Here is a 26,161-nt window from a genome sequence, read left to right as displayed (position 1 = left end):
CCTGATGACCGGCCGAGAGAACGCGCAGCAGCCCACCCGCCCCTCGCCGTTCGCGGTGCTTACCGCGGCGGTGTTCGCGGTGCTGCTGCTGTGGTTTGTGTACAGCGTGGCGGAGGTGCTGCTGCTGCTGTTCATCGCCGCGCTGTTCGCGCTGTACCTGGGCGCGGTGATCGACTACCTGCAGGAGCGCCACCGCGTGCCCCGCGTGGCCGGCCTGCTGGCGGCGCTGGTGATCACGTCGATCGGGGTGACGGCGGTGGGGTGGCTGGTGCTGCCCCCCGTGGCGCGGCAGACGCAGGCGCTGATCACGGCGCTTCCCGGGCAGATCCAGGTGTGGATGGCCAGCCTGCGCGAGCTTACGGCGGAGTATCCGCTGCTGGCGGCCGTGCTGCCGCCGGAGCGCCTGTCGGAGCAGCTGTCCGGGCTGGCGCAAAACGCGGGGCAGTACGCGGCCGGCCTGTTCCCCGTGGTCTTCGACACGCTGCACTTTCTCATCAACGGCATCAGCGTGCTGGTGATGGGGATCTACATGGCGCTGCGGCCGGAGGTGTACCGCGACGGCATCGTTTCGCTGGCGCCGCCGGTGCACCGGGAGCTGGTGCGCGACATCCTGGCGGACCTGGCCCGCTCGCTGCGCGCGTGGATCGGCGGGCAGATGCTGGCGATGGTCTTTCTGGGCGTGCTTACCTGGATCGGCCTGGAGATCCTGGACGTGCCCTTTGCGCTTGCGTTCGGCGTGTTCACGGGCGTGCTGGTGATGGTCCCCTTCTTCGGCACGCTGATCTCCACGCTCCTCCCCGCCCTGTTCGTGCTGGGGAGCGGGGGCGTGTGGCACGCCTTTTTGGTGGTGCTGCTGGGGCTGGTGGTGCACCTGATCGAGGCCAACTTCGTCCATCCGCTCATCATGGAGCGCCGGGTGCACCTGCCGCCGGTGCTCAGCATTCTGAGCGTGCTGGTGATGGCGGAGTTGCTGGGCGCCGTGGGCCTTCTGGTCGCCGTCCCCGTGCTGGCGACGGTGATGGTGATCACGCGGCGCATCTACGTGCACCGCCTGCTGGAGGGCAAGGGCTTCCGCCGCTTCGTGCGCGACACGCCTTCGGAGATCCGCCTCCCCGAAGGCACTCTGCGCCTGGGCACCGCCGGGGTGAGCATTCCCGCCGTGCTGGAAGAAGCCGGGGCGGCTCCGAGGTAGAAGAGGTACGAAGGTACGAGGGTACGAGGGTACGGAACGACGGAGTTCGGCTCGCTTCTGTTCCGTACTCTCGTACTTTCGTACTTTCGTACCGCACCTTCGCACCCCGTACCTTCGTACCCGCGTTCCGATGAACCACGACCTCTCCACCTACCGCTACGTCGTCGTCGCCGAAGGGCAGTTCGGACCGCTGACCAGCAAGACGGCCAACAGCGCCGTCCGCTTTATCCCCGACCGCGTGGTGTGCGTGCTGGATTCCACGCACGCCGGGCGCACCGTGCAGGACGTACTGGGCTTTGGCGGCGCCATCCCCATCGTGGGAACGGTGGAGGAGGCGCTGCGGCTGGGGCCCACGGCGCTGCTCGTGGGCATCGCCACGCAGGGAGGGTGGCTGCCGGAGTCGTGGCGGCCCATGCTGCGCGCGGCCATCGCCGGCGGGCTGCACCTGGTGAGCGGGCTGCACCTGCACCTGGGCGACGACGCGGAGCTGGGGCCGCTGGCGGCGGAGCGCGGTGTACGCATCCACGACCTGCGCAAGCCGCCCGCGGACCTGCCGGTAAGCCAGGGCAAGGCGCGGCTGATCGACGCCTATTCGGTGCTGACCGTGGGCACGGACTGCAACATCGGCAAGATGACGGCGGGGCTGCGCATCCGCGACGCGCTGACGGACCGGGGGACCAAGGTGGGCTTTGCGGCCACGGGGCAGACGGGGATCCTGATCGAGGGATGGGGGATCGCGGTGGACGCCGTGGTGGCCGACTTCATTGGCGGGGCGGCGGAGCGGCTGGTGCTGCGCGCGGCCGAGGGGAACGACGTGGTGCTGGTGGAGGGACAGGGCTCGCTCGTCCACCCCGGCTACTCCGGCGTAACGCTGGGCCTGCTGCACGGGTCCATGCCGGACGCCATGATCCTGTGCCATCAGCCCACCCGCCAGTGCCCGTACGGCGGAGGCAGCGCGTACAGCTGGATGCCGCTTCCCTCGGTGGAAGAGATGATCGCCCTCTGCGAAAGCGCCATCGCCCCGCTGCGCCCCTCGAAGGTGATCGGCATCTCCCTGGTGACCTTCGACATGGACGAGGACGCCGCCCGCGCCGAGATCGCCCGCATCCAGCAGGTCACCGGCCTGCCGACCACCGACCCCGTCCGCTTTGGCGCGGAGCCGCTGGCGGAGGCGATCCTACGGGGCGCGGCGGCAAAGCGCGAGGGGGTGGCCGCAAGTCAGTGAAAGACTGGCCATCCGGAAAAGCAACATCGGAAGGTACAGAGGGACCGGGAACCGCCAGAGGAACAGAGGTGATCCGCATTCCCTACTCTGTTCCTCTGGCTGTTGTCGGTTCCTCTGTACCCTGACCTCTGTTTCCCGTAGTCCGACGTGAGTACGGGCCGGCGCGGCTACGGAATCTCCAGCTCGGGGGGAAGCTCCAGCTCGGGGGGTCCCATGAGGGCGCGCAACTGGGCGTACATGGCCGCCGTGCCTTCGGAAACGCCGCCGGTGGCCAGGATCCGCTCCGCCACCACGAGCACCTCGCGGGCGCCTCCGTCGTCGCCTGCATCGTAGCGGACGGCGGCCAGGTACGTCGCCATCCACATCACCACGTCCGCGGGGTGGGCCTCGGTCCAGCGAACGGGGCTGCGGTCCGCGGGACTGGCCTGCGGCCCGTTCAGCCGCTCCACGTCGATCTGGCGCATCGCCGCGGCCAGCACGCCGATGTGCGGCGCCGCGAAGCCCGTTTCGCCACGCGCGGCCAGCGGGTGCAGCGTGTAGACACCGCCGTCGGGCCGCACCGCCGCCGCACCCTGCACCCACTCCACGCCCGAGGTCGCCGTGAGCACCAGCGGGCGCGCGCTCCCCGCCAGGGTCGCGGCCGCCCACGCCGCGCCCGCCGCCTCCGGCAGCGGCTGGTCTGAGACCGCCGGTTCCCACTCGTCGTCCCCCAGCCCCTGCACCTGCGCGGGCATGGGCAGCCCCGTGCGCGCCGACACCCGGCGCACGTACCACGGAAACTCCAGCATCACCCGCTGCACCAGCTCCACGTCCGGCCGCAGCCCTTCCACCGCCTGGACGATGCCCATGGGAAAAAAGTCCGTGTCGCCGTTGGCCACCAGCACGGCGCCCGGCGGCGCGGAGCGCAGCATCCAGCGCGCGCGCTCCATCACCGGCCCGGTAAAGAAATCCAGCTCCTTCAGCCGCCGCTGGGCACGCAACGGGGCCGCGGTGTCGCGCCGCATGATGCCCGCCATCCAGTAGTTGAGCCAGACGTTGCCGTCGTTCGGCTCGCATTCCACCGCGCGGCTCGCGTGCGTCCACATGGAATCCAGCCCGCCCGGTTCCATGTACAGATGGCGGATGTAGACCGCCGCCAGCAGGTTGTGCGCGCCCGAGTGGCAGGGGCGCACCCGCAGCGCCGCGCGCCCTTGCTCGAGCGCGGCGTCCGTTTCGTCCAGCCGCATGAGCGCGTCGCCCAGCCAGGTGCGCAGGTCCGGATCGTCCGGGCGGCTGGCCGACAGCGCCTCGAAGATCGGCAGCGCCCCCTCGACGTCGTTCTCAAAGTAGATCGCAAGCGCCTGATGCAGCGTCTGGGCGCGGGCAGGCGGCGCGGCGCACAGGGCCGCGGCCGCCAGGAACAGCGGAAATGAACGAGCGATCATGATGGGGACGCGGGCGTCGGGGTCAGGCTACCACTGGATGGTGCCCTGCTTGCTGGTGTCCACCTGGTCGGCCTCGCCGGTGCCAAACAGGAACCGTTCGGTCTGCTCGTACAGAAAGGCCTTGGCTTCGGCGTCGCGCACGTTAAGGCCGTTGTGGTTGATGAGCATGGTCTGGTGCTTGAGCCACTCCTGCCAGCATACGTTGCAGATGTCTGACTGGATGCGCTTGCCCAGGTCGTTGTTGAACGGCGCGTACGGCAGCCCGGCCCGGGTCTGTCCGCAGCGCGCGCAGGTGACGTCGGCCATCGGTTGAAATCCTTGTGGATGATTGAAGGGGCCCGCCTGCCGCGGACCGCGACCGAATCTAATGTCTGCGGCAAGTCTGCGTCCAATGGAAGTTCGGGAGTGCGGGAGTGCTTCGCCGATTCGTTGCGCGGGGGCGATGTCGGCTTCATGATGTCACACCGGGCCGCCCGTCATCCTTGCGTCTGCTTCACCCTTCAGCCGCCAGCGCCATGGAGATGCCTTCGCCGGACCGGTTTCGGCGGCACGACGGCTACGAGGAGTGGCCGCCCTGGGAGGCCGGCGTCCAGGGGGAGGACTTTTCCGTCACCGTGCCGGACTGGGCGGACGCGCCGCATCCCTCGTCGCTGGCCTTTGCCGCGCGCGTACTGCCGGAGCTCCACGCGCTGCTGGCCGAAGCGGTGCAGCACGTGCAGCGGATGGTGAACGCCCGCGCGGCGTGCCTGCTGGGCGAGCCGCGCATCTCCAGCGTGCACGCCAACGCGCACGAAAACACGGTTACCCTGGACCTGTATTGGGACGACCACGTGTACACCCTGTGGTACGTGACCTTTGAGTATCATCCCCTGGTCCGGCGCCACATCCGCGGCTTTGGATGCCGGGACCATCGGGCCCGCGCCTGGGTAGACCGGCAGCCGTGAGCGAACATCCATCCAGCCCGGCGCCGGAGCCGCGGCCGATCCCCGCGCGCATCAGCGAGGACGGCCGCGTCGCCACCTGGAACCCGGGGATGACGTACGCCGCGCAGGTGCGGGTGCGCGTGCGGCTGCCCAGTGGCGCGATGGAGGAGCGCCGGTCGATGAACAGCGGCCGCGCCCGCGTCCGCGAAGGTGAGGCGATCGAGGCCATCCTGGCGGAGAGCATCCTGTGACGATTCCATCCGCTTCGACAGGTGAATGGATGGGCAGCAAACCCCGGCCCCGGCATCGCGCTGAGCCGGGCCTGCACTGAAACAAGGGAGCCGCATGACCGACCGTACGGACGATACGAACGACGAGGGACCGTTCCCGACCACCGTGCTGGTGGCCGTGGTCTGGAGCTTTTTCAAGGGCGAGACGTTCTCCGACCCCGCGGAGTTCGACCGCCGCGTGCGCGCCTATCACGTGGAGATCACGGGCGAGGACACGTGGGATCCGGACGAGGTAGTGCTGCCGGTGCCGCGCGTCCGCGTGCGGTACTTCGGCATGGAGTCGGCGGATGACGACGAGTACACGGACTTCGAGGCGGAGCTGGCCAGCGACACCGGCACGCACTTTACCGCGCGCGAGCTGCTGCTGAAGCTCAACAACGTGGTCGCGCCGCGCCTAGAAGGGATGGACCACTCGTACTACGAAGGCCTCTTCTTTACCGACGAGGTGGGCGACGACGGCGTCCCCGTGTACGAGATGATGCAGGGAAGCTGATCTCCACGCGCCCAATCGCCGGGCCAGCCGCGGCCGCCGCCTGAACACCGGAAGCGAAGATGCTGATCGACGTCCGCCAGGAGCCGCTGTCCGCGCTCGCGGAGTACGCCGCCGTCCCCATCGCCTTCGAGGTGCGGCGCATTCTCGCGCTCGAGGTGGTCGACGGCGGGATGGGCGGATTCTGGCTGTCGGAGCGCGCCGTCGAGCCGTACGTAAAGGACTACGACGCGGACGGCGGCGGCCCCGCACGCTGGGCGGAGCGCTTTGACCTCTCCCGGTGGGGGCTGCTGGGCGCGCGCGTGGACGGACGGCTGATCGGCGGCGCGGCGGTGGCGTTCGATACGCCGGAGGTGACCATGCTGGAGGGGCGCGGCGACCTGGCCGTGCTCTGGGACATCCGCGTGGCGCCGGAGGCGCGCGGCCGAGGCGTGGGCGCCGCGCTCTTTCGGGCGGCGGCGGCGTGGGCGGCCGCGCACGGGTGCGGCCAGCTGACGGTGGAGACGCAGAACGTCAACCTGCCCGCGTGCCGCTTCTACGCGCGGCAAGGGTGTGTGCTGGGCGGCATCCACCGCTTTGCCTATCCCGGCCTTCCGCACGAGGTGCAGCTGCTCTGGTACCGGGACCTGCAGGCAGGCACCTGAACGGCTCCCGAGGGCTGGGCCTCGCGCGACCCGACAAAGATCCTTCGGTCGCGCGCAAGCTTCCGTGGCTATGAGAGTTAAGTGCGTGCGCTTCCCGCAGGATGACAGTGTGCTCCCTTTGGGAGCAGGCGAGGTTTGGCAACACCTGTCACTGCCCCCTCCGCCCCTTCCGGCCCCCACCTGTCGTCCTGAGAGAGGCGCCCCCCTGGACCCTCGGCGACGCACGGCAGCCCGTGCGCCGACCGAAGGATCTCTATCCGAAGCGCCTCAAACCCTGCCCTGCCCCAGGCTCCTCACTGGGTGTTGCCCATCCGCCCACAGAATCGACTTCATGAGGGAGGCGCCGCTCCGCAAACTACTTTCGCGCAGGCGTTTAGCGCCGATCGAAGAATCTTGTCTGCGCGACGTAGGCACCTGAACAGCTCCTGGGGGCTGGGCCTCGCGCGACCCGACAAAGATCCTTCGGTCACGCGCAAGCTTCTGTGGCTATGAAGGCTACGGGCGTGCGCTCCCTCAGGATGACAGTGTGCTCCCTTTGGAGCAGGCGCGGTTTGGCAACACCCTGTCACTGCCCCCTTTGCCCCTTCCGGCCCCCACCTGTCATCCTGAGAGAGGCGCCCCCCAGAACCAGTGTGCTCCCCTTTGGAGCAGGCGAGGTTTGGCAACACCTCTGTCATTGCCCCCTCCGTCCCTTCCGGCCCCCACCTGTCATCCTGAGAGAGGCGCCTCCCAGAACCGTCGGCGACGCACGGCAGCCCGTGCGCCGACCGAAGGATCTCTATCCGAAGCGCCTCAAACCCTGCCCTACCCCAAGGTCCTCAGATGGTTGTTGCTGGACTGAACAGCTCCCGAGGGCTGGGACTCGTGCGACCCGACAAAGATCCTTCGGTCGCGCGCAAGCTTCTGTGGCTATGAAAGTTACGGGTGTGCGCTCCCTCAGGATGACACCGGGTTCCCATTGAGAGCAGGGTGAGGGTTGGCAGCACCCTCTGCCAGATGACCAGCGGCGCCGCCGGGACGGCGCAACGCGTGCGGGGCCTTGACTTTACACGCGTGTTTGCCCTTTATCCACGCCGCCACATCGTCCGTATCCCTTCCCCGGCAGTCCCCTGATGGACCTCAAGCAAGCCGACGCCCCCGCGCCGCCCGCGCCCATCATCACCTATCCCGAAACCTCGGTGCACGAGCCCGCGGTTCGCCCGTGGGAGCTGGAGCTGCTCATCTCCGGCGCCGTGGTGTTCTCGCTGCTGCAGGTGCCCGGCGTAGTGGACGGGCTGTTCGACCGGGCGCAGACGCACCTGGGAGAGCGCGCCCACTTTGGCGTGTTCATGCTTTACACCTATGTAAAGCTCATCCTGTACACGCTCATCTCATGCTTTATCCTGCACCTGTGCACGCGGGCGTACTGGGTGGGGCTGATCGGGCTGGAGACGGTGTTTCCCCAGGGCGTGCGCTGGGAGGAGCTGACGTACGGGCGGGTGGTGGGCGAGGTGTACAGGAAAAAACTGGGCCGGCTGCAGCCCCGCATCGACGCGGCGGACCGCTTTGCCAGCACCCTGTTTCCGCTGGCGTTCACGCTGGTGATGATCTTCGCCTACTCGGTGGTCATGCTGGGCGCGGTGATGCTGCTGGCGTTCGGCATTTCGCGGCTGCTGCTGGGCGGGCAGTACTTCGGCATCATCTGCGCGGCCTTCCTGGCCGTCTTCATGTTCATACCGTTCACGGCGTGGGCGCTGGACCGGGCGTACGGCGGGCGCGCCGCGCCGGGCAGCGGCATGGAGAAGGTGATCCGCGGAATGTCGCTGATGGCGTACTACGTAAGCGCCATGCCGGCGTACGGCACGGTGCTGATGACGCTGTTCAGCAACGCCAGAAAGACCGCGCGCTACCCCATGATCTACGCGCTTATGGCGGTGCTGTTCGGCTTCACGATGATGAAGGACATCTTCGTTCGCCAGGGCGTGGTTCTGGCCAGCAACCACGTGTACCTTCCCGACGAGGCAGGCGAATTTGGCGTGCGCGCCTCGTACTACGAGAACCAGCGCGAGCCGGGCGCCGTGTACGACCGCACGCCCTCCATCCAGTCGGACGTGGTGCGCGACCCGTACGTCAAGCTATTCATCCCCTACACCCCTATCCGGCACGGCGCGTCGTTCGCGGAGCAGTGCCCGCGGGTGGAGCCGCTGTCGCGCGCCGGCGTGCGCATGGACGTGGCCGACCCGCCGCCGGCCGCGCAGGTCAAGGCGGTGCTGGACTGCTGGATGCGGCTGCAGCCGGTCACGCTCAACGGCGCGCCGCTGCGCCAGGAGTTCCGCTTCTACACCCAGCCGGGCACCGGGCTGCGCGGCATCATCGCCTACATTCCCGTAGCCGGCCTGCCGCGTGGGGAAAACGTGATCACCGTGGGCCTGTCGCCGCGCCCGCAATCCGACGAGCGCATGCGCGAAGCCGTGACCGGCAGCAACGCCTCGCCGCCGCACTACATCCGCTTCTGGCTCTGACGCCGGGTCCGGAAGAAGACGGTTTCACGCCAAGGAACGGAGATGGCCATCATCTCCGTTCCTTTCTTCTGCACGCGAATCCACGCCAGACCGAGGACGACGCCGGCGGTTGAACCCGTGCTGCCCCCTCGGCACACCCTCACACCCTCACACCCTCACACCCTCACACCCTCACACCCTCACACCCTCACACCCTCACACCCTCACACCCTCACACCCGTTCACCCGTTCACCCGCTCACCTTCACTCTGGCGTCCCCATCCTCCCCGCGCGTACCATTCATCCCGCCGCAGAAGTCCCCACGTCAGCCCAAGCCGCACCTTCAGGAGCGCCGGATGGATTACCCGCTGCAGCTTTCGTTCAAGCTCATGGCCATGGCGCCGCAGATCTACGTGCGCGACGCCCCCGGGTCGCTGCGCATGTACGTCAAGCAAAAGCTGTTCAAGCTCAAGGAAAAGATCACCGTCTTTGCCGACGAGGGGCAGACCCAGCCCATCTACCACATCCAGGCCGACCGGGTGATCGACTTCAACGCGCGCTACAACTTCAGCACCAGCAACGGTGTGGAGTTTGGCGCCGTGCGCCGGCGCGGCGCGCGGTCGCTGCTGCGCGCGCACTACGAGGTCATGCAGGGCGAGGACGTGGTGCTGCTGATCCGCGAAAAGAACCCGTGGACCAAGGTGGCCGACGCGCTGATGGGCGAAATCCCCGTCATCGGGATGTTCGCGGGCTACCTGTTCCACCCCGCCTACACCGTCACCCGCGCAGACGGCACCGAGGTGCTGCTGGCCACCAAGCAGCCCGCCCTGTGGGAGGGCAAGTACACGGTGGAAAAAATGGCCGACCTGAGCACCGAGGCCGAGGCGCTGGGCGTGCTTAGCCTGCTGATGCTGCTGTTGCTGGAGCGCCGCCGCGGCTGATCATCCTTCCCTACACCCTTTCCCGGAGTCCGTACGATGAAGATTCGGTTGATGATCCTGGCGCTGGTGGTGGCCGCCGCACCGGCCGCGGCGCAGCCTGAGCCCACGCCGGGCGAGCTGGCCGCGGCAAACGAGCTGCTGGAGGTGAGCCGCAGCCGCGAAAACTTTATCCGCGGCATGGAGATCGGAATGGAGATGGGCGGGATGGGCGAGCTTACGCCCGAGGTGCGCGCGGCGGTTCGCGAGGTGCTGGACCAGCACTTTCCCTACGAAGAGCTGCAGCCCGACATGGCGCGGATGTACGCGGACCTCTACACCGAGGAGGAGATCCGCGGGATGATCGCCTTTTACCGCACCCCGCTGGGCCAGCGGATGATCGAGACGCTGCCCGAGCTCACCGCCGAGTCGCAGCGCATCGTGCAGGAGCGGCTGCAGGCGGTGATGCCGGTGCTCGTCCAGCGCATCACCGAAGTGCTCGAAGCGCAGGAGGAAGCGCCCACCACCACGCCCAGGCGCTGAGCCCGCCATGGCCCAGCCCTTTCGCGACAACGTGGTGGTCATCACCGGCGCCAGCGACGGCATTGGGCGCGAGATCGCGCTGCAGATGGCGGAGCAGGGCGCCTGGCTGGCCCTGGCCGCCCGCGACACCGCCAGGCTGGAGGCCGCCGCAGCCGACTGCCGCGCCCGCGGCGGCCGCGCCGTCGCCATCCCCACCGACGTGGGCGACGCGGCGCAGTGCCGGCGCCTGATCGACCGTACCGTGGAGGAGTTCGGCCGCATCGACACCCTGGTCAACAACGCCGGCGTGAGCATGTGGGCGCGGCTGGACGAGGTGACGGACCTGGTGCCGTTCGAAACCATGATGCGGGTGAACTACATGGGGAGCGTGTGGTGCACGCACGCCGCCCTCCCCCACCTCAAGCGCAGCCGCGGCCGCATCGTGGGCATCAGCAGCCTTACCGGCCTAACCGGCGTGCCCACGCGCAGCGGCTACGCGGCCAGCAAGCACGCCATGTCGGGCTTCTTCGACTCCCTGCGCATCGAGCTGGCGGACGAGGGCGTCACCGTGACGATGATCTACCCCGGCTTCGTGAGCACGGGGATCCGCACGCGCGCCTACGGGCCCGACGGCACGCCGCTGGTGGCCAGCCCGGTGCGCGAGTCGGAGGTCATGACACCCCAGGAGTGCGCGCGGCAGACCGTCGCGGCGGCGGCGGCGCGGCGGCGGTCGGTGGTGATGACGGGGCGGGCGAAGGTGGGCCAGTGGATCAAGCTCATCGCACCCGGCGTGGTGGACCGCATCGCCCGCAAAACCATCGAGCGCGGACGATGACGGGCAACCATTCGGACGGCCCGGGGCTCCAACCGGGTGCTGACGATGACGGCAACCCGTTGGATGACAGAAAGATGCGTCTGCGCGCCCTGTTTCTTCCCCTCCTCTCGCTGTTTTCCTCCTCCGCCGCGCCGGCGTCGGAGGAGCGGGTGGTGTCCGGCTACTACACCGTGGGCTGGGAGGAGCAGTCGTTTCGCCCCTGCGGCGAGCGGAGCAAGTGGTGGGTCAACAACCCGGGGCCCATGATGGGCGCGTACGCCGACCTCGTGGAGGGCGACTGGGGAACGATCTTCGTCACCGTGCGCGTGGACCTGACCACGGAGGGCCACTGGGGCCACCTGGGCGGATATCCCCGCGCCCTGGCCGTCACGGAGCTGCTGGACGCCCGTGCGCCCTCGCCGGAGCGGGATGACTGCTCGCGGGTGCAGGAGGCGGAGTAGGTGGTGAACGGGTGTGGGGGTGAACGGGTGTGAGGGTGGGGGTGTACGGGTGTGGGGGTCAAAGGGTGATGTTGGCGCCGGCTGGGTGATCCAGCCGGCGCTTTTTCGTGCCTGCTCGCGGCACGGGCGGCGGATGCGTATCTTGGTGCCGCCAACGGGCATCCGGACGAAAAGCTCGCCCCGCCTTCCACAGGAACCGTCATCCTGAGGGAGGCGCCGCGCGGGACCTGACGAACGATGAAGCCCGGGCGCCGACCGAAGGACCTTGCCGGCAGAGCCGAGGGGCTGGATCTATGCCCAGTAGCCTGCCCAACGACGGCGGAGAGAAGGTCCTTCGGTCGCGCGCAAACGGCGGTGTAGCCGTACAATCCGGCGCGGCGCTCCCTCAGGATGACCGATCCCTGGCAACCCGCGCCGAAGCACCCACACGCATAACGAACCCTGATGTACGCGCACGATAGAGAGTTTCCGCCCGCGACGGGGCCGGATCCGTACGATCCGGCGGTCCGCCGCAAGAACATCAAGACGCTGGCGGTGGTGGCCGTGGTGCTGGCGATCCTGATCGCCATTCCGGTCGCGTTCCGGCGCGTGCAGCAGCCAGAGACGTACTTCAACACCCACGCCGAAGCCGTCACCGCGCAGGCGGTGGAGCGCGGCGACGTGCCGCGCTTCGTCCCCGCGACGGCGACGGAGATCCACTCGCGCAACAACCGCGAATCCGGGCAGCGGTTCGTCCGCTTTACCTTCGTGGACGCGGACGTGCCGGCCATGACCCGGGGGATGCGCCGGCTTCCGCACGCCGAGGTGGAGAAGGTACTGGTGCCCGCGCCGGGATGGGTGGAGTGGTTCCCCATCAGCTCGCGCACGCTGTCGGGCACCCAGGGCGGCTACCTGCACGTGTACGAGGTTCCGGCGGGCCCGGACCGCGGCTACCTGGCCGTGGACCCGCGCACCCACTACGCGTACTTCTGGAGCCGCCCCGGCGGCCGCGGCTGACCCATCCGGAGCGCACCATGGCCGTCTCTGCCGAGTATCGGGAGTTCGTGCTGGAGCAGCTGGGGCGCGTGGCCCCGGCAATCACCTCGCGCGCCATGTTCGGCGGCGTGGGCGTGTACTCCAGCGGCTTCTTTTTCGCCCTGATGGCCGGCGACACCGTCTACCTCAAGACTGACGACGTAAACCGTCCCGACTTCGAGGCGGCCGGGATGGGGCCCTTCTATCCGTTCGGCGGCGACCAGCCCATGCAGTACTACGAGCTTTCCGCCGACCTGCTGGAAGACGCCGACGCGCTGCGCCCGTGGATCCAGAACGCCATTGACGTGGCCCGCCGCAAGCGGAAGGGCAGCAGCAAAAAGAAGTAGCCGCAATCCCGCATCGCCGCTTCCACCTGGACAGAGAAAAGCCAGGGGAGCAGAGAACGGTGGTCCTCTCTGCTCCCCTGGCGATTGTCCGTCTCACCGGCACCCTCCCGCCGCGGCAGTCGCTCAGCCGGATCCGCAAAGCGCGCGTTTCACGTTCACACCCGATCCTGACCCTGTATAAGACCCGTTTTTCCTGTCACACGGAGGCAGGCAGGTGTTGTCGGACCTGGGTGTCAGGGCCGGCGCAGGGGGTGCGCGTACACGTGAATCGACTCCGCGTCGTCTTCATCCCGCGCCAGCGCCGCGATTTCGTGCTCGCCGAACGCGAGCAGCGACTGGCGCGGCGGCAGCTGGATCCGGGTGGCCGGGCGTCCGGGGGCGAGGTGAACCCACCGCTGGCCGGCTGCCGAGCCCGTCTGCAGCACCCATACGCCACCCGCGGGATCGGCACGGAGCGAAAGGACGGCCGGAAAGTGGGCAGGAAACCGCACCTGCGAGCGCGCCCGCTCGCGAACCGGCTCAAACACGCGCTGTCCCCGAATCTCGGTGGGGATGGAGGCGGCGAACCAGGCCTCGCGGTCGGGCGCGGCGACCGCGTACCGCGTGGTGGGCAACGGCAGCCGGGCCGTGACCTGGCCGGACGCATCCAGCAGGCGGACGTGGCCCTCCTGGCCGCTCCAGTAGGCGATCCCCCCACCCGGCAAAGGCGTCCATACGGGCTGTGCGGCGTACGGCGCGGGGAGGGTGAGCGACGGTGCCCCGGGCGCCGCAAGATGGACCGTTTCCGGGGACGATTCGTACCGCAGCACCGTATCCTGGCGCGTGCCGCGAAGCCGGACGACCACGCGGCTCTGCTGCCCGAACAGCTCCACCAGGGTGTCGCGCCCCGCCATCTCCAGCCGGACGGCCATTCCCTGCTGCAGGGGCCGCGAGCCCACGAAGGCTCCGGAGCGGTCGTACGTGGCGATCTTCCGCAGCTCGCTGTCTCGGACCAGGATCCGGTTTCCCGCCCACACCGCGTTCTGCGGGCTCGTCAGCTCGGCCGGCCCACGCCCCCGCGCGCCCCACGACCGCTGGCGCCCGCTCTCGAACAGGTGCAGCGCCGGCGCACCCGCGCTCAGCACCACCAGGTCGCGGCCGCTGAAGGCCGCCGCGCGCACCTGGTGAAAGTCTACCGGGCCGCCCGGCGCGCCCAGCACGCGCACCCGGCGAAGCTCGGTCTGCCCCTGGGCGGGCGCCCCCGCCAGGAGGGCAAAGGAAAGGGCACCGAGCAGCCGTGCCGGACGAGACACCCTCATGATCCGCTCCCGCTTTCACGCGTGACGGTGTACATCTCCACCTTCTCGACGCCCAGCTCGTCCGTCCTGATCCCCAGCAGGTAATCCCGTCCCACTTCCATCACCCGCAACGGGCGCGGGACCCGGATCTCCGCGCGCTGCGCACCATCCTGGCCCAGCACGGCCCAGGTCACGGCCTCCTCGGCGGGGCGGGGATACGCCTGCACCCAGACGTTGCCGTCCGGGTCCACCGCCAGGCCTCCAAAGGCGGGCGACAGCTCAGGAACGGGCGCGGCGTCCAGGGTGGCCTGCATCTCGCGCCGCCGCTCGGCGTCCTCGATCTGGGCAAGCTGCCGCTCCCGGTACTGCGCCACGTCCGCCGCCTGGATGCGCCAGGGTGCCATCGGACTGCGCAGCGTGGCCGACGCAACGCCGCCGGGCGAGTAGAGCGTGATCTGGCCCGAGCCGCTGTCGCCCACGTACAGCTGTTCCCCCGCGACGGCGACATACGCCTGCCGGGCGAACGGAACGTCGTTCCAGGCAAAGCCGGTTTCCCGGTCGGCGACGTGAACCTCGTTGCCCGCGTAGCGCGCGAGCACGCCGGCGCGAGAACCGTCCGCCGCAAATCGCTGCAGCGTGACGGAATCGCGCCGCACCCCCCGCTCGCCCTGCATCATGGCAAAGACGTCCGGCCCGGGATCGACCGCCAGGCTGCGGTCGCCAAAGATGCCGACGGCGCGGGGAAACATGCCGTCCGCGTCCGGAACGTTCGCCGCGCGCCGGTAGGTGCCTTCGCCGCTGAAGAACGACAGCCGCTTCAGGCGCTGGTCCCAGACGGCCAGGGTGTCGCCCTCCACCCGGCCCAGCCAGGTCGGCGACTCGAACTCTCCCGGCCCCTGGCCCTTTCTCCCCGCCGTGAAAAGGAACCTGCCGCGGGAGTCGTACGCGGCGAGCGACGCGTTTCCCTCGTTGAGAACGACGATCCGGCCATCCGAAAGCCGCGTCGCGGCCGACACCCTGTAAAGCTGGTAGTGCGGGTCGCCGTCCGCGACGCCAATCTCGACCACCGGCCGCTCGGAAAGGGTCCAGCGTGGCGCCGGCGACGCGGAGTCCTCGGCGGCCGCGCGGCCGCAGGCGGACGCCGCCAGCGTGGCGGCGAGAATGGACGTGATGGGATTTCTCATAAGACAAGCGCGGGATGAAGTGCAAGCGGGCAGGCGTTCACCGCCCGTGGGTGGAGCCCCCCGTCCGCAGGGCGGCCGCGACCGCCCCCTCCAGGGCGTTCCACGGGACCACCTTTCCGTTCACCGCCCACGCCGGCGTAAAGGTTACGCCCGCGGCGCGCGCGGCCGTCCAGGTCTGGCGATACACGGCGGCGCGCGCGGGGCCAGTCTGGTCCACGCAGGTACGTACGGCCGCGGAATCCACGCCCATGCCGGCGACCACGGCGAGCAGGGCGGGCTCGGCCGGGTACGCCTCGGACCATGCGGCCTGTGCGCGGAACAGGTGGCCGCGCACCTGGGCAAACCGCTCCGGCGCATCGTCCAGCACGCAATGGGCGACCACCGCGGCGGGGATCGCGTTGCCGTGTCCGGGAAGGGGAAGGTCGTACGCGGTGTAGCGCACCTGGCCCGCGCCGATCCGGCGAGCCAGCCCCGGCCAGACGGAATCGTGCGCCACGGCGCACGCGGGGCACTGGTAGTCGAACAGCTCCACCACCTGCACCGGGGCGCCGGGCGCGCCCAGCGAGCGCCCTGCCCCCAGAGCGTCGAGACCGGCGGTGAACCCGCTGACAAGCGAGGAAAGCGGAAGCGGCTCGGCCTGGGCGCGGGGGAGCTGGGCCCGGTACGCAAGACCCGAGACCAGCACCGCGACCACGCCGGCGACAAAATAAGGGTCGAGACGAAGGATCGGCCGATTCAAGTCTGCCTCCATTCAGGGATCGGCGGGCACGGCCACGAAGGCTTCGTGGCCGTGCCGCGGCCGCGTTTTCCGGGTCACCGCTGTCGCACGGTCCGCCGGGAGCGTCAGGTGGGCTGTACCTTAGCTCTCTCTGGGCTTGCAGAGGCACGACTGAATGGTTCCGTCCGCATTGGTGGTGCAGCAGCAGACAAAGCTGGCCGTCTCGTCGCAAAAGCCGCCCCCGGTGGCGGCCGCCGCGGGCGCCGCCGGAAGGGCGAAGGAAAGCAGGGCACCGCCTACAAGGACTCCGCTGGCCAGCCGCGTTACTCGATTCATGATCGGTCTCCAGGTCTGGATCGTGAGCGCGCCCGGCGGATATTCAGCGCCGCCAGCCGCAGCACCGGAAGGATTGCGCGATCCCCGGCGCTACAGGGTCCCGGGCTCCCGTGTCAGGTTACCTGGACTGTTCTGGGCATGCACGAGCAGTCGATGATCGACCCGTCGGCGTTCGTCGAGCAGCAGCAGACATAATTGGGTGTTTCGTCGCAGAACCCGCCGGGGGAGCTTGCCCGGGCGGGCGAAGCGAGAAGGCCCAGGGACAGCATCGCGCCGCCCACCGAAACTCCGCTCACAAGACGTGCCACTTTTTTCATGGGAAAATCCTCAAGGAAAATGGTCTTTAAACTACACGATGCGGCCGTCCATTTCAGGACGCCACGGGACCGCGCAACTCCTTGCTACGGCAAACGTGAGTCCGTTATAGGCCCGTTCGTGAGCAAGCGGCTAAACGTAAGCGCCCCTTGCAGTCAGACCACTTTGACCACTTACATGAAAGTGTAAGCGATCGCACCCTTTCGATGCAAGGTGCACCGTTCTGGTGCGATCGAGCGTCTCCAGCAGCCTGGATCGGCGGGAGCGGTCAGGGGTTCGCCCGAGTTGGTCCGGGGTGCGGGGGGAGGGGTGCTGGGTTTCCATCCTCCGGACTTCGTGCCTGAGGGATCGAGAGTACCCGGACAGGGAAGCAGAACTCGACCTGCGTACGCCGGAGCCCCCCGCCGGAGGATGGGAGCGTGGAGGCAATCTGCCGTGATCCGACGGTATGCGTGGACCGGGGCGCGAGCCCCCCGGTGGTTGCCCCGCCCGTGGATTGTCGCGATCATGCGCCGAAGAACGGCGGATCCGTGGCGGCGTCCGGGTGCGGGACGCCGTCCACACAGCCTTCTTCGGGGTGGCCACTCGGGGACACGCGTGGCGCAGATAGCCCGCTCCTCTTGTGAAGGAGCGGGCATGGCTCTACTCTATCGCCCTGAACGCAGGCCCCTGACGACAACCCCTAATGCCCCCCGCGGGCGGGACGGAACGGATACGGATGCCGCCCCGTAAAGACGACGCCTCCGTCGAGACCCTTCGTGAGGCCGCACGCACCTTCATGGACGCCACGTCGCTGCGCCAGGCCGCGCGCGACATCGGCATGAGCCCGACCGGTCTGCGCGGCTTTCTTGACGGCGCCGCGCCGTACGTAAAGACCGAGCGAAAGCTGCGCGCGTGGTACCTGCGCGAGGCGCAGCGCCAGGTGCAGGCAGTCTCGCCCGAAGCGGCGAACAACGCGCTTCGGCTGCTGGTGGGCCACTTTGCCGCCGGCTTTGCGCGCGAGACCACGCTGGAGCTGGTGGACGTGCTGGAGCGCCGCTGCGTCGACAGCCAGACGCCGGTGCCCGCCTGGATCGCCGAAGTCCGGGGCTGGTACTCGGAGTAATCCCCTCGCAGTACGGGGAAACGGAACAGGTTACAGCCTGCCCGGCGCCGTCCGCCGGGCGGGCTCTTTCCGCTTCCCCGCCCCACCACACCGGAACGACCTCCCCGATTCTGCGCTCCGACAGGGCGCCGATGACGCAGGCTGACGGTCGCGCGCAGGCTTCTGTGGTTACGAAAGCTACGAGCGAGCGCTCCCTGACGCTCAGAGGATGTTGAAAACTTCGACCCGCCCAGTCATCCTGAGGGAGGTACCGCTCCGCAATCTGCTGATACACAACGCTTTAGCGCCGACCGAAGGACCTTGCCTGCAGAACCAGGAGCCTTGAACGGCTCCCGAGGGCTGGGTTTCGCGCGACCCGACAAAGATCCTTCGGTCGCGCGCAGGCTTCTGTGGTTACGAAAACTACGAGCGAGCGCTCCCTGACGTTCAGAGGATGTTGAAAAACCTCGACCCGCCCAGTTATCCTGAGGGAGGCGCCGCTCCGCAATCTGCTGATACACAACGCTTTAGCGCCGACCGAAGGACCTTACCTGCAGAACCAGGAGCCTTGAACGGCTCCCGAGGGCTGGGTCCCGCGCGACCCGACAAAGATCCTTCGGTCGCTGGCAGGCTTCTGTGGTTACGAAAATTACGAGGCGTGCGCTCCCTGACGTTCAGAGGATGTTGAAAAACCTCGACCCGCCCAGTCATCCTGAGGGAGGCGCCGCTCCGCAATCTGCTGATACACAACGCTTTAGCGCCGACCGAAGGACCTTGCCTGCAGAACCAGGAGCCTTGAACGGCTCCCGAGGGCTAGGTTTCGCGCGACCCGACAAAGATCCTTCGGTCGCGCGCAAACTCCTGTGGTTGCTGAAGCTGCGGGTGTGCGCTCCCTCAGGATGACACCGCGCCTCCTGGAAGCAACACCCTCACCTTCGGAAGGACAGTGCCGGGCGTCTCCCACGCCCCCTGCTGCCTCGCGGCACCCGTTCACCCGTTCACCCGTTCACCCGTTCACCCGTTCACCCGTTCACCCGTTCACCCGTTCACCCTCACACCCTCACACCCTCCGCCGCTCCCGCGCCGTCTCGCGCGCGTCGCGCAGGGCGGCGTTGAACGCGGCGGCGGCCGTGCCGAACGCGCCGGCCTTGCGCAGCGTGGTGCTGTCTACGCCCAGGAAGGTGGTGATGGCGCGCCGCAGCGAGCGCTCCGTCTGGTAGCCGCTGGCGTACGCCGCGCCGTAGACGGTGCGAGCCGGGTCGTCCAGCAGCTTGCAGGCGAGCAGCACCCGCAGCCAGGTCTGCACCTGCCGCGGCGCCGGCAGGTCCGCCCGCGCGCAGCGCACCGTCAGCGTGCGCGCCGTCACCCCCAGCCGCGCCGCCAGCTCCGGTGCCAGCCCGCCCTCCGCCGCCACCTCCGCCGCCGCCAGCAGAATCTGCCGCGCCTCCGCGCCCGCGTACGGCGACAGCGCCGCCTCCAGCGCGCGCTTGAGCGGCCGCACGTGCGCCTGCCGAAGCCGCGCGGCCAGCGCGCGCGGCGTGCTCTCCGTCCCCAGCGCCACCACCTCCGACACGCCCCACTCCAGCAGCAGCGCCACGTCGCCCACCATCTCCGGGCGCAGTTCCATTGCCGCCACCACGGGGACGGAGGGGAAGCCGCGCAGCAGGTCGCGCACCCGCGGAAAGCGGTCGCCCCGGATGCCGGCGTACGGGTTCACCACCACCACCGTGCTGGCTGGGGCGCGCCGCAGCCAGGCATCCAGTTCCGTCCACGGCACGTGCCCCGTCACGCTGAACGGTGCGCCTGCCGTCTCGAATACCGGCACCAGCTCCGGCTCCATCGCAAGCACTGGACGCGGTTTAGCCGATACGTCGGGCAGTGATGTCGCCATGAGGGCGGTCATCTGCGACAGGTATCGCGTTGACCAATGGACAAAGTAGACAAAATTCCTCGCACGGCCGCACCCCTGCCCCGTATCCCGTTCTCAGGAGATGATTCCATGAAGTCGCTGCGCCTTTCCGTCCTTGCCGCCGCCCTGGTCCTCGGCGCCTGCTCCTCCGCCTCGCCCACCGATCCCGCCGCGAGCGCCGCGCGCCCCAGCTTCGACGGCGGCACAGAGGACGGGGGAAACACCCTCGGCTCGGGCAACCAGACCACTGCGAGCGCCGACACGACGAGCCGCGGTGGGAACACTCTCGGCTCCGGAAATTGAGAAAGGTCCCGCGCGAGCCTCGTCGCTAGACCCCTGCGGCGGTAAATTCCGCCGTTTGCAACGAAGACAGGAACCCCGTGGCCAGCGCGTCGTCAACGATTGCGGTGCGACTGTTTACGGGGTTCTGCTCTTTCTCCGGATACGTACGATCGCGCACTGCGATCAGAGCCGATTCCGCCTGCAGGCGAGCGTCCGATTCGCCTGCGATCGTCGCGAAGCGGAGCGCGCTTTCCAGGATTCGCTCCGCCGTCTCCCATTCGCCGAGATCCCACGCTCCAAGGCCGATCTCGACTAGTGCAGGTGCGGATCGAAGGCTGATGTAGTCGTCCATGGCCAGTAATTCTGCATTGTGGCACGCATGGAGGAAGATCACGCGGTCGCCACATGCGCCGGCGCTTCGGGCAAGTGAGGCGAGTACTCGAATCCTCTCCTCCGGAAACTCGAAGAATGCTGGAAGGTCCTTGAGCACGCTGAACGCCCGGGCGAACTGCCCTCGCCGGATCCAGAGCACCGCTACGTCGTGCGCCAGCGCAGGAAGACGGTGGTGCCCGTCGCGATAGATTTCGAAAGCAGCTTGGGCGAACCCTTCGGCGCGGGAGATGTCACCCCCCCACACGGTCACGGCAAAAAGATCGTGGAGGATCTCCCCTTCACGCGCGCGGAGCCGGTGCTTCCGCGAAGCGCGCAGAGCATCCTCGAGTGTGCGCACGGACTCGGGATACTTGCCTGCCTCATAGAATACGTTTCCCAGGCTGTTGAGGCCGAGCGTCTGCGTTTCCCAGTCTCCCTTGCTGCCGGCCACGCGAATGGAACGCTTGATCCACTGCTCCGCCTCCCTGCGGTAGCCGTGCTTCCTCAACATGCGACCCGCCATCCACGCGTAGCGCGGATGATCGGGAAGACACAGGGCGGCGGCTTCGGTAAAGGCGAGTGCGGTGCGTGTCGCCTTGTGCGCGAGGCCCCACTCCGCCGCGCACAGGCAGGCGTGCGCCATCGCCTCGGGCGAGGCATCCTCCAGGGCCGCCAGCTCGCCCACCATCACCGCCAGCGGGTAGCGCACCTCGGGATCGAACGTGCCTTCAAGAAGCTCACGCTCCCACTGCTCCATGGCGCTTCGCTCAAACAGGTCGCCACGCTGCGCGGGGATCTCGGCGGCCCACAGCAGCACGGTACGCAGCACCTGCCACACCGTCAGCGCCACTTCCGGCGGCAGCTCGCGCACAATCTCCGTTCCCGCCACCTCCCCGCCAGGAACGGTGAGCGGCGACGTAAAATCGGCGGTGCGATGGACGGAGCCTGGGCGGGGCGGGGTAGCGCGCATGGGGCCTCCTGTCGGAGTGCGTCGGGTTATGAGTGTGGTCATGATCGCGCCGGAGGCGAGCCCCAGCGTTCCGGCTCATTCTAAGCGCCGTTCGGCGGCCAGTCTACACCCGAACAAGACCGCCCCCGTTGCGCCATCATCCGCACAAACGCTGGCCTTGCGCGGCGAAACGCGACAAAGTAGACTAGGTGCGCACGTCCACTTTGTCTGAAAATTCTGCCGCGAGGGCTCCATGACCACCGATCGTCCGCAAACCTCCATCAGCCGCCTGCGCGAGGCGGTCACCATCCGGGTGCAGGCCACCTCGCTGCGGGCGATCGCGCGGCAGGTGGGGATGAGCCCCAGCGGCCTGGACAAGTTCCTGGCCGGCGGCATGCCGTACCAGAAGAGCCGGCGCAAGCTGTTCGACTGGCTGCACCGCGAGCGCAACAACCTGGGCGCCGACCTTACCGTCGACGGCATTGCCGCCGCCCTGGGCTCGCTGGTGCGCGACCTGCCGCCCGACACGCGCGAGCACTCCATAAACACGCTCCTGGGCACCCTGCAGGACCTGTACGCCATGCACACCGAGACCGCCCCCGGCTGGCTGGCCGAGATCGTCCAGAAAACCGCCGACGGCAGCGCCTTTCCCGAAGACGAGGTGCCGCCGTCGCGCCCCGCCGCCGCCGAGGTGGCGCAGGCCTGACCGCCGATCGTCCTCTCGCCGGAAGGCGCGGCGGCGTCTGGTCGGAGACGGCCCCGGCGCGTAGGTTCACGGGATGCGGGCGCATCAACCGGAACCGCCCGCGCGAACGGTGAACCAGGGAGGGGCGGATGCCTACACGCAAGGCGAGCGCGACGTGGGAGGGTGGGCTGCGGGGCGGCACGGGAAGCTTCCGCGGCGAGAGCGGGGCCATCGACGCGAGCTATTCGTTCGGCTCGCGCTTTACGGACGCGGGCGGCAGCAACCCCGAGGAGCTGCTGGCGGCGGCCGAGGCCGCGTGCTTCAGCATGGCGCTGGCGGCGGGGCTCGAGGCGGCGGGCACGCCGGCCACGCGGGTGCACACCGACGCGGCGTGCACCGTGGAAAAGGTGGAAGACGGCTTCAAGATCACCACCATGCGCCTGACCGTACGCGCCCAGATCCCCGGCGTGGACGACGCGACCTTCCAGAAGGCCGCCGAGGACACCAAGAAGAACTGCGTCGTCTCCAAGGCCCTTTCCAGCGTCGACATCCAGCTTCAGGCCACGCTGGAGTCGTAGCGGACCACCGGTTCGCTGATGATACGCCGAAACCCCGCGCCGCCCCTGGCGCGGGGTTTCGCGTTTGTCGCAGTTGAAGCAGCGTAACGGGCAAGGATCGGGTAATACCGAATCCGGCAAAACTGTCATTCGGAAGGGTATCGAAAACCTTGGAAGTCCCCACAGAAGCGCGGTGTCATCCTGAGGGAGCGCACATCCGCAACCCTCATGACCACAGAAGTTTGCGCGCGACCGAAGGATCTTTCTCGGGTCGCACCAGAGCCAGCCTCGGGAGCCGTTCAAGGCTCCTGGTTCTGCAGGCAAGGTCCTTCGGTCGGCGCCAAAGGGTTGTGTATCAGCAGATTGCGGCGCGGTGGAGGATACCGCGCGTGGTAGGGGTTTTCCTGACGAGGAGCTGGGGATTTTCCTGACGGAACGAAGCGTGCGGCAACGTTCCCCGTGATCGGCGGAGCGCCGCGATCGCGGCCACGCCGAGCCTTTCCGCCGCCGTCCCCGGCGGCACGCCCACGGCTCACCCCGGGAGGCCCCATGCCCTTGCTCGACCAGATCTCCGGCCTGTTCAACGGGGGCGGTGCAGCCACCGCCGCGTCCGCGTCCCCCGCCCTGTCGCGCGTCCAGGTAGAGGAGCGGCTGCGGCGGGACGGGCGTTCGCTCGCGGCGGCCAACCTGGGCGGGGCAGACCTCACCGGCCTGGACCTGTCCGGCGCGGACCTGTCGGGCGCCGAGCTGGGCAGGGCAAAGCTGGCGGGGGTCAACCTGTCGGGCGCCAACCTGACCGGCGCCTGCCTGCAGGAGACGGACTTTACCGGCGCCAACCTGGCCGGCGCCGTCCTGCGCGACGCCAACGGCACCCGCACCGGCTCCATGCATCCGCCCGTGCTGCAGGGCGCCAACCTCACGGACGCAGACGCCACCGGCGCCAATCTCACGCGCGCCAACCTGCGCAGCGCCACGCTCACCGGCGCACGCCTGTGCGAGGCGGGGCTGCACAAGGCCGATCTTACCGGCGCGCGGCTGGAGCGGGCAAACCTGGACGGCGCCAACCTGCGCCACGCCACCGCCGACGGCGCCGACTTCACCGACGCGGAGCTGGAAACGGTGGACCTGTCCAACGCGCACGCCGTGGGAGCGCGCTTCGGGCGTGCACGGATGTCGCGGGCCAACCTGTCGGGCGCCAACCTGGAGCGCGCGGACCTCTCCGGCGCCGACCTTACGGAAGCGAGCATGGAAGCCACGCGGCTGAACAGCGCCAGCCTGCGCGGCGCCACGCTCAACGGCGCCGACCTGGGCGACGCGGACCTTACCGGGGCCGATCTGGACGGCTGCGACCTGGCCACCTGCCACAACCTGCGCATGGCCCCCGCCGGCGCGCTGTAGCGGCAGTTCAGGCAGACGCAACGAGGCGCGGAGAGGATGATTCCTCCCCGCGCCTCTTTCGCAGAGCGTATTTGCCAGCGTCCCACCCGATCAGTCATCCTGAGGAAGGCGCCGCTCTGCATCCTGCTTGTACAAAGATGCCTGGCGCCGACCGAAGGACCTTGTCTGCCTGACTGGGGGCCTTGAACAGCTCGCGATGGCTGGGACCCGCTCGACCCGACAAAGATCCTTCGGTCGCGCGCAAGCTTTTGTAGTTATGAAGGTTACGGGCGTGCGCGCCCTCAGGATGACAGTGTGCCCTCATTGGGAGCAGGTGAGGTTTGGCAACACTCTCTCGGCCTCACGAAATCAGCGGCTCGTGTCCGCTTGAGCCGAGTCCCTGGCCGTAGCCAGATGGAAGGTGGCGATGTTGGAGCGGTGGCCCTCCTCGTACTCGCGCTCGTCGCCTTTGGGCTCGTGGTGCTCCCAGAGCACCGCGTAGGCCGTGTGCTCTTTGGCGAAGGTCGACGTGACCAGCCACGTGTCCGTAAAGCGCACCGAATCGCGCGCCGGCAGGTCAATGGCCGTGGGGCCGCCCATGCACGAGGTGCCGCCGCCGGGCGGGTGCAGCACCGTCTTGTCCGGCGCCTGCACGTAAAACTCCACCTGGCACTGGTTGTCGAACTCCAGCCGCACCGGCTGGCTTCCCGGGTTCACCAGGTACGCCGTCATCCGCAGGGTGTCGCCGGGCACAAGGTCGCCCGTGGGCTGCACCGTGAGCCGCAGGGGCAGGTCGGAGCTGTCGGTTGCGCCGCCGCCGCAGCCGGCCAGCAGCAGCGCCGCCAGGGGGACCAGGGGGAGCCGTCGCATCATTCCGTCATCGCGCGAAGAAGAAAGCGTGGGATGTCCACGCGAAAGCTGGAGCCGTCGGGGCGCTCCATCACGTAGTATCCCTCCATGTGCCCTTCCAGCCCCTGCAGCACGCAAAAGCTCTCGTACTCGTGCACCTCGCCGGGCGCCAGGGTGGGCTGCTCGCCCACCACGCCCTCGCCCTGCACCTCGCTGTCGCCGGCCGCCGAATCGTGGATGAACCAGTGCCGCCAGCGCAGCGTGGCCGCGACGTCACCCACGTTCTCGATGCGGATGCGATACGTGAACACGTGCCGCGGCGCGCGCGCGTCGGAGCGCGCCTGCAGGTAGGCTGGCGTCGCGGTGACGCGGATGCCCTCGGTTACGCGGTGAAAGAGCATGGGTCAGGAGCGGGAAAAGAGCGTGGCGTCCGCCGGGAGGATACGCCCCGCGCCGCGGCCGGTCAACGCCGCCGGTTTGCGGGCGCGCAGGCGGCGCCTAGATTGGGGCCGCGTCCCGCGCACTCCCATCGATCCGCTTCCCGCCCCGAGGATACCCCGATGGAGCACCTGAAGTCGCTCATCCGCAACGTGCCGGACTTTCCCATGCCGGGCATCCTGTTCCGCGACGTGACCCCGCTGCTGCGCGATCCCGCCGGCTTGAAGCAGGTGGTGGATGCCTTCGCCGGGCGCTACCGCGGCCAGGGCATCGACGTGGTGGCGGGGATCGAGTCGCGCGGGTTCATCTTCGGGGCGCCGCTGGCGCTGGCGCTGGGCGTGGGCTTCGTCCCCATCCGCAAGCTGGGAAAGCTGCCAGCGGATCGAATTACCCGCGAGTACGCGCTGGAGTACGGCACCAACGCGCTGGAGATGCACCGCGACGCGGTGGACGCCGGCCAGCGCGTGCTGCTGGTGGATGACCTGCTTGCCACCGGCGGCACCGCCCGCGCCGCCGCCCAGCTCATCCACGAGCTGGGCGGCCAGATCGCCGAGGTGGCGTTCGTTATCGAGCTCGCCTTTCTCAACGGCCGCGCCGCGCTTCCCGACCTCCCCGTCCACGCGCTGCTGGAGTACTGACGGGCGATTGAAGCTGAGCGCATCGCGAGTTGGTCGAAGATGTGCCGTCGGCCGGTGCCGAGTCGCCTGGTTCTCGACAGAAGCACACCGTCGCGGACGCGCAGGTGTTTGGAACGTCGCACACTCCCGTGCCACCGTGTCCGCGCAGGCGAGTCGGGGAGTCCACCCCAGGAACGAATGAATTCGCCGCTGGGAAAGCGCGAAGTCCACCTGCGTGGACCGTGGCCGCGGGTATCGGGCGGTTCGATCTGCACAGGTGCCGCCGCTATCCTGGTTGCGGACGCGCAGGTGTTTGGAAGGCTCTAGTGCAATCTCACGCGACCTGCTTTGCAAGCGGGTCCAGCAGGTCGCACGCATAGTAGCTGCAAACCCGCTGCTTCAGTTCGGTGGCGCTCAGCTTCCGCGTGGGCTCCACCACCTGCTTCTTCCCGTGCACCCATTTGGGCTC

General features: G+C 68.7%; 29 protein-coding genes. 19 read left to right on the top strand and 10 right to left on the bottom strand.

Annotated elements, in window-relative coordinates; translation table 11 throughout:
• Positions 1-4 precede the first annotated feature (4 nt).
• Both ACOJUJ_RS23640 and ACOJUJ_RS23635 read left to right on the top strand, forming a co-directional pair.
• Positions 5-1,192 carry an AI-2E family transporter gene (locus ACOJUJ_RS23640; RefSeq protein ID WP_420129384.1) on the top strand — a complete coding sequence of 396 codons (1,188 nt, stop codon included), beginning with the start codon at positions 5-7 and terminating at the stop codon, positions 1,190-1,192.
• 130 nt (positions 1,193-1,322) lie between these two features.
• The gene (locus tag ACOJUJ_RS23635; RefSeq protein ID WP_420129383.1) at positions 1,323-2,417 is read left to right on the top strand and encodes a DUF1611 domain-containing protein; all 1,095 of its coding nucleotides are present in this window, start codon (positions 1,323-1,325) and stop codon (positions 2,415-2,417) included.
• Between the two features lie 167 nt (positions 2,418-2,584).
• Here ACOJUJ_RS23635 and ACOJUJ_RS23630 read toward each other — a convergent pair whose 3' ends face one another.
• Together ACOJUJ_RS23630 and ACOJUJ_RS23625 are read right to left on the bottom strand one after the other, a co-directional pair.
• Positions 2,585-3,841 (bottom strand): tetratricopeptide repeat protein, encoded by a 1,257-nt coding sequence (locus ACOJUJ_RS23630; protein ID WP_420129382.1) that lies wholly within the window; start codon positions 3,839-3,841, stop codon positions 2,585-2,587.
• 27 nt (positions 3,842-3,868) lie between these two features.
• Entirely contained in the window at positions 3,869-4,147 is a 279-nt protein-coding gene (locus ACOJUJ_RS23625) for an oxidative damage protection protein (RefSeq protein WP_420129381.1), read from the bottom strand.
• Between the two features lie 209 nt (positions 4,148-4,356).
• On the opposite strand from ACOJUJ_RS23625, the gene ACOJUJ_RS23620 reads away from it, so the two are divergent.
• The 11 genes from ACOJUJ_RS23620 (at position 4,357) to ACOJUJ_RS23570 (ending at position 12,743) form a co-directional block, all read left to right on the top strand.
• The gene (locus ACOJUJ_RS23620; RefSeq protein WP_420129380.1) at positions 4,357-4,785 is read left to right on the top strand and encodes a hypothetical protein; all 429 of its coding nucleotides are present in this window, start codon (positions 4,357-4,359) and stop codon (positions 4,783-4,785) included.
• Entirely contained in the window at positions 4,782-5,015 is a 234-nt protein-coding gene (locus ACOJUJ_RS23615) for a hypothetical protein (RefSeq protein WP_420129379.1), read from the top strand. The genes ACOJUJ_RS23620 and ACOJUJ_RS23615 overlap by 4 nt, the downstream gene beginning before the upstream one ends.
• Positions 5,016-5,109: 94 nt before the next feature.
• Entirely contained in the window at positions 5,110-5,547 is a 438-nt protein-coding gene (locus tag ACOJUJ_RS23610) for a hypothetical protein (protein WP_420129378.1), read from the top strand.
• Positions 5,548-5,606: 59 nt separating this feature from the next.
• The gene (locus ACOJUJ_RS23605; protein WP_420129377.1) at positions 5,607-6,188 is read left to right on the top strand and encodes a GNAT family N-acetyltransferase; all 582 of its coding nucleotides are present in this window, start codon (positions 5,607-5,609) and stop codon (positions 6,186-6,188) included.
• 1,112 nt (positions 6,189-7,300) lie between these two features.
• Positions 7,301-8,689, top strand: coding sequence for a hypothetical protein (locus ACOJUJ_RS23600; RefSeq protein WP_420129376.1), 1,389 nt, complete (start codon positions 7,301-7,303; stop codon positions 8,687-8,689).
• 335 nt (positions 8,690-9,024) lie between these two features.
• Positions 9,025-9,609: a hypothetical protein gene (locus ACOJUJ_RS23595; RefSeq protein ID WP_420129375.1), complete on the top strand. Its 585-nt coding sequence runs from the start codon at positions 9,025-9,027 to the stop codon at positions 9,607-9,609.
• A 36-nt stretch (positions 9,610-9,645) separates the two neighbouring features.
• The gene (locus ACOJUJ_RS23590) at positions 9,646-10,128 is read left to right on the top strand and encodes a DUF2059 domain-containing protein (protein ID WP_420129374.1); all 483 of its coding nucleotides are present in this window, start codon (positions 9,646-9,648) and stop codon (positions 10,126-10,128) included.
• A gap of 7 nt (positions 10,129-10,135) precedes the next feature.
• On the top strand, positions 10,136-10,942 hold the full coding sequence (locus ACOJUJ_RS23585; RefSeq protein ID WP_420129373.1) for an SDR family oxidoreductase: 807 nt from the start codon (positions 10,136-10,138) through the stop codon (positions 10,940-10,942).
• A gap of 74 nt (positions 10,943-11,016) precedes the next feature.
• Positions 11,017-11,382 (top strand): hypothetical protein, encoded by a 366-nt coding sequence (locus ACOJUJ_RS23580; protein WP_420129372.1) that lies wholly within the window; start codon positions 11,017-11,019, stop codon positions 11,380-11,382.
• 444 nt (positions 11,383-11,826) lie between these two features.
• On the top strand, positions 11,827-12,378 hold the full coding sequence (locus ACOJUJ_RS23575; protein ID WP_420129371.1) for a hypothetical protein: 552 nt from the start codon (positions 11,827-11,829) through the stop codon (positions 12,376-12,378).
• A gap of 17 nt (positions 12,379-12,395) precedes the next feature.
• The gene (locus tag ACOJUJ_RS23570; protein ID WP_420129370.1) at positions 12,396-12,743 is read left to right on the top strand and encodes a TfoX/Sxy family protein; all 348 of its coding nucleotides are present in this window, start codon (positions 12,396-12,398) and stop codon (positions 12,741-12,743) included.
• 233 nt (positions 12,744-12,976) lie between these two features.
• Here ACOJUJ_RS23570 and ACOJUJ_RS23565 read toward each other — a convergent pair whose 3' ends face one another.
• The 4 genes from ACOJUJ_RS23565 to ACOJUJ_RS23550 form a co-directional block, all read right to left on the bottom strand.
• Positions 12,977-14,035 (bottom strand): hypothetical protein, encoded by a 1,059-nt coding sequence (locus ACOJUJ_RS23565; RefSeq protein ID WP_420129369.1) that lies wholly within the window; start codon positions 14,033-14,035, stop codon positions 12,977-12,979.
• 2 nt (positions 14,036-14,037) lie between these two features.
• A complete protein-coding gene (locus ACOJUJ_RS23560) occupies positions 14,038-15,204 on the bottom strand; it encodes a hypothetical protein (RefSeq protein WP_420129368.1) in 1,167 nt (388 codons plus the stop codon).
• A gap of 37 nt (positions 15,205-15,241) precedes the next feature.
• The gene (locus ACOJUJ_RS23555) at positions 15,242-15,943 is read right to left on the bottom strand and encodes a thioredoxin domain-containing protein (protein WP_420129367.1); all 702 of its coding nucleotides are present in this window, start codon (positions 15,941-15,943) and stop codon (positions 15,242-15,244) included.
• A 120-nt stretch (positions 15,944-16,063) separates the two neighbouring features.
• Positions 16,064-16,258: a hypothetical protein gene (locus ACOJUJ_RS23550; RefSeq protein WP_420129366.1), complete on the bottom strand. Its 195-nt coding sequence runs from the start codon at positions 16,256-16,258 to the stop codon at positions 16,064-16,066.
• 1,033 nt (positions 16,259-17,291) lie between these two features.
• On the opposite strand from ACOJUJ_RS23550, the gene ACOJUJ_RS23545 reads away from it, so the two are divergent.
• A complete protein-coding gene (locus ACOJUJ_RS23545; protein ID WP_331124447.1) occupies positions 17,292-17,678 on the top strand; it encodes a hypothetical protein in 387 nt (128 codons plus the stop codon).
• Between the two features lie 1,039 nt (positions 17,679-18,717).
• On the opposite strand, the gene ACOJUJ_RS23540 is transcribed toward ACOJUJ_RS23545, so the two are convergent.
• The gene (locus ACOJUJ_RS23540) at positions 18,718-19,548 is read right to left on the bottom strand and encodes a helix-turn-helix domain-containing protein (RefSeq protein ID WP_420129365.1); all 831 of its coding nucleotides are present in this window, start codon (positions 19,546-19,548) and stop codon (positions 18,718-18,720) included.
• Between the two features lie 108 nt (positions 19,549-19,656).
• Here ACOJUJ_RS23540 and ACOJUJ_RS23535 point away from each other — a divergent pair, with 108 nt between their 5' ends.
• The gene (locus ACOJUJ_RS23535) at positions 19,657-19,869 is read left to right on the top strand and encodes a hypothetical protein (protein ID WP_420129364.1); all 213 of its coding nucleotides are present in this window, start codon (positions 19,657-19,659) and stop codon (positions 19,867-19,869) included.
• Positions 19,870-19,894: 25 nt separating this feature from the next.
• On the opposite strand, the gene ACOJUJ_RS23530 is transcribed toward ACOJUJ_RS23535, so the two are convergent.
• The gene (locus ACOJUJ_RS23530; RefSeq protein WP_420129363.1) at positions 19,895-21,190 is read right to left on the bottom strand and encodes a tetratricopeptide repeat protein; all 1,296 of its coding nucleotides are present in this window, start codon (positions 21,188-21,190) and stop codon (positions 19,895-19,897) included.
• A 232-nt stretch (positions 21,191-21,422) separates the two neighbouring features.
• Between ACOJUJ_RS23530 and ACOJUJ_RS23525 the strand changes: the two genes are divergently transcribed.
• The 3 genes from ACOJUJ_RS23525 to ACOJUJ_RS23515 all read left to right on the top strand — a co-directional run bounded on the left by ACOJUJ_RS23525 (position 21,423) and on the right by ACOJUJ_RS23515 (position 23,809).
• On the top strand, positions 21,423-21,875 hold the full coding sequence (locus tag ACOJUJ_RS23525) for a hypothetical protein (RefSeq protein WP_420129362.1): 453 nt from the start codon (positions 21,423-21,425) through the stop codon (positions 21,873-21,875).
• Positions 21,876-22,003: 128 nt separating this feature from the next.
• A complete protein-coding gene (locus ACOJUJ_RS23520) occupies positions 22,004-22,432 on the top strand; it encodes an OsmC family peroxiredoxin (RefSeq protein ID WP_420129361.1) in 429 nt (142 codons plus the stop codon).
• A gap of 528 nt (positions 22,433-22,960) precedes the next feature.
• Positions 22,961-23,809: a pentapeptide repeat-containing protein gene (locus ACOJUJ_RS23515; protein ID WP_420129360.1), complete on the top strand. Its 849-nt coding sequence runs from the start codon at positions 22,961-22,963 to the stop codon at positions 23,807-23,809.
• A gap of 348 nt (positions 23,810-24,157) precedes the next feature.
• Here ACOJUJ_RS23515 and ACOJUJ_RS23510 read toward each other — a convergent pair whose 3' ends face one another.
• Entirely contained in the window at positions 24,158-24,658 is a 501-nt protein-coding gene (locus ACOJUJ_RS23510) for a hypothetical protein (protein ID WP_420129359.1), read from the bottom strand.
• Positions 24,658-25,038, bottom strand: a complete 381-nt coding sequence (gene apaG / locus ACOJUJ_RS23505) for a Co2+/Mg2+ efflux protein ApaG (protein ID WP_420129358.1) — start codon at positions 25,036-25,038, stop codon at positions 24,658-24,660. Before apaG ends, ACOJUJ_RS23510 begins: the two co-directional genes overlap by 1 nt.
• 159 nt (positions 25,039-25,197) lie before the next feature.
• Between apaG and ACOJUJ_RS23500 the strand changes: the two genes are divergently transcribed.
• Positions 25,198-25,713: an adenine phosphoribosyltransferase gene (locus ACOJUJ_RS23500; RefSeq protein ID WP_420129357.1), complete on the top strand. Its 516-nt coding sequence runs from the start codon at positions 25,198-25,200 to the stop codon at positions 25,711-25,713.
• The last annotated feature ends 448 nt before the right edge of the window (positions 25,714-26,161 follow it).

It is taken from the genome of Longimicrobium sp., from assembly GCF_048594345.1.
Lineage (GTDB): Bacteria > Gemmatimonadota > Gemmatimonadetes > Longimicrobiales > Longimicrobiaceae > Longimicrobium.
This window is presented reverse-complemented; position numbering and strand designations above follow the sequence as displayed.

What these genes read in the sequence shown, in the direction of transcription:
- ACOJUJ_RS23515 (WP_420129360.1), top strand. Translation starts at nt 22,961, where the DNA reads ATGCCCTTGCTCGACCAGATCTCCGGCCTGTTCAACGGGGGCGGTGCA.
- ACOJUJ_RS23500 (WP_420129357.1), top strand. Translation starts at nt 25,198, where the DNA reads ATGGAGCACCTGAAGTCGCTCATCCGCAACGTGCCGGACTTTCCCATG.
- ACOJUJ_RS23585 (WP_420129373.1), top strand. Translation starts at nt 10,136, where the DNA reads ATGGCCCAGCCCTTTCGCGACAACGTGGTGGTCATCACCGGCGCCAGC.
- ACOJUJ_RS23530 (WP_420129363.1), bottom strand. Translation starts at nt 21,190, where the DNA reads ATGCGCGCTACCCCGCCCCGCCCAGGCTCCGTCCATCGCACCGCCGAT.
- apaG (WP_420129358.1), bottom strand. Translation starts at nt 25,038, where the DNA reads ATGCTCTTTCACCGCGTAACCGAGGGCATCCGCGTCACCGCGACGCCA.
- ACOJUJ_RS23510 (WP_420129359.1), bottom strand. Translation starts at nt 24,658, where the DNA reads ATGCGACGGCTCCCCCTGGTCCCCCTGGCGGCGCTGCTGCTGGCCGGC.
- ACOJUJ_RS23640 (WP_420129384.1), top strand. Translation starts at nt 5, where the DNA reads ATGACCGGCCGAGAGAACGCGCAGCAGCCCACCCGCCCCTCGCCGTTC.
- ACOJUJ_RS23635 (WP_420129383.1), top strand. Translation starts at nt 1,323, where the DNA reads ATGAACCACGACCTCTCCACCTACCGCTACGTCGTCGTCGCCGAAGGG.
- ACOJUJ_RS23545 (WP_331124447.1), top strand. Translation starts at nt 17,292, where the DNA reads ATGCCGCCCCGTAAAGACGACGCCTCCGTCGAGACCCTTCGTGAGGCC.
- ACOJUJ_RS23535 (WP_420129364.1), top strand. Translation starts at nt 19,657, where the DNA reads ATGAAGTCGCTGCGCCTTTCCGTCCTTGCCGCCGCCCTGGTCCTCGGC.
- ACOJUJ_RS23630 (WP_420129382.1), bottom strand. Translation starts at nt 3,841, where the DNA reads ATGATCGCTCGTTCATTTCCGCTGTTCCTGGCGGCCGCGGCCCTGTGC.
- ACOJUJ_RS23580 (WP_420129372.1), top strand. Translation starts at nt 11,017, where the DNA reads ATGCGTCTGCGCGCCCTGTTTCTTCCCCTCCTCTCGCTGTTTTCCTCC.
- ACOJUJ_RS23620 (WP_420129380.1), top strand. Translation starts at nt 4,357, where the DNA reads ATGGAGATGCCTTCGCCGGACCGGTTTCGGCGGCACGACGGCTACGAG.
- ACOJUJ_RS23560 (WP_420129368.1), bottom strand. Translation starts at nt 15,204, where the DNA reads ATGAGAAATCCCATCACGTCCATTCTCGCCGCCACGCTGGCGGCGTCC.
- ACOJUJ_RS23590 (WP_420129374.1), top strand. Translation starts at nt 9,646, where the DNA reads ATGAAGATTCGGTTGATGATCCTGGCGCTGGTGGTGGCCGCCGCACCG.
- ACOJUJ_RS23625 (WP_420129381.1), bottom strand. Translation starts at nt 4,147, where the DNA reads ATGGCCGACGTCACCTGCGCGCGCTGCGGACAGACCCGGGCCGGGCTG.
- ACOJUJ_RS23575 (WP_420129371.1), top strand. Translation starts at nt 11,827, where the DNA reads ATGTACGCGCACGATAGAGAGTTTCCGCCCGCGACGGGGCCGGATCCG.
- ACOJUJ_RS23525 (WP_420129362.1), top strand. Translation starts at nt 21,423, where the DNA reads ATGACCACCGATCGTCCGCAAACCTCCATCAGCCGCCTGCGCGAGGCG.
- ACOJUJ_RS23570 (WP_420129370.1), top strand. Translation starts at nt 12,396, where the DNA reads ATGGCCGTCTCTGCCGAGTATCGGGAGTTCGTGCTGGAGCAGCTGGGG.
- ACOJUJ_RS23610 (WP_420129378.1), top strand. Translation starts at nt 5,110, where the DNA reads ATGACCGACCGTACGGACGATACGAACGACGAGGGACCGTTCCCGACC.
- ACOJUJ_RS23600 (WP_420129376.1), top strand. Translation starts at nt 7,301, where the DNA reads ATGGACCTCAAGCAAGCCGACGCCCCCGCGCCGCCCGCGCCCATCATC.
- ACOJUJ_RS23605 (WP_420129377.1), top strand. Translation starts at nt 5,607, where the DNA reads ATGCTGATCGACGTCCGCCAGGAGCCGCTGTCCGCGCTCGCGGAGTAC.
- ACOJUJ_RS23540 (WP_420129365.1), bottom strand. Translation starts at nt 19,548, where the DNA reads ATGGCGACATCACTGCCCGACGTATCGGCTAAACCGCGTCCAGTGCTT.
- ACOJUJ_RS23595 (WP_420129375.1), top strand. Translation starts at nt 9,025, where the DNA reads ATGGATTACCCGCTGCAGCTTTCGTTCAAGCTCATGGCCATGGCGCCG.
- ACOJUJ_RS23520 (WP_420129361.1), top strand. Translation starts at nt 22,004, where the DNA reads ATGCCTACACGCAAGGCGAGCGCGACGTGGGAGGGTGGGCTGCGGGGC.
- ACOJUJ_RS23550 (WP_420129366.1), bottom strand. Translation starts at nt 16,258, where the DNA reads ATGAATCGAGTAACGCGGCTGGCCAGCGGAGTCCTTGTAGGCGGTGCC.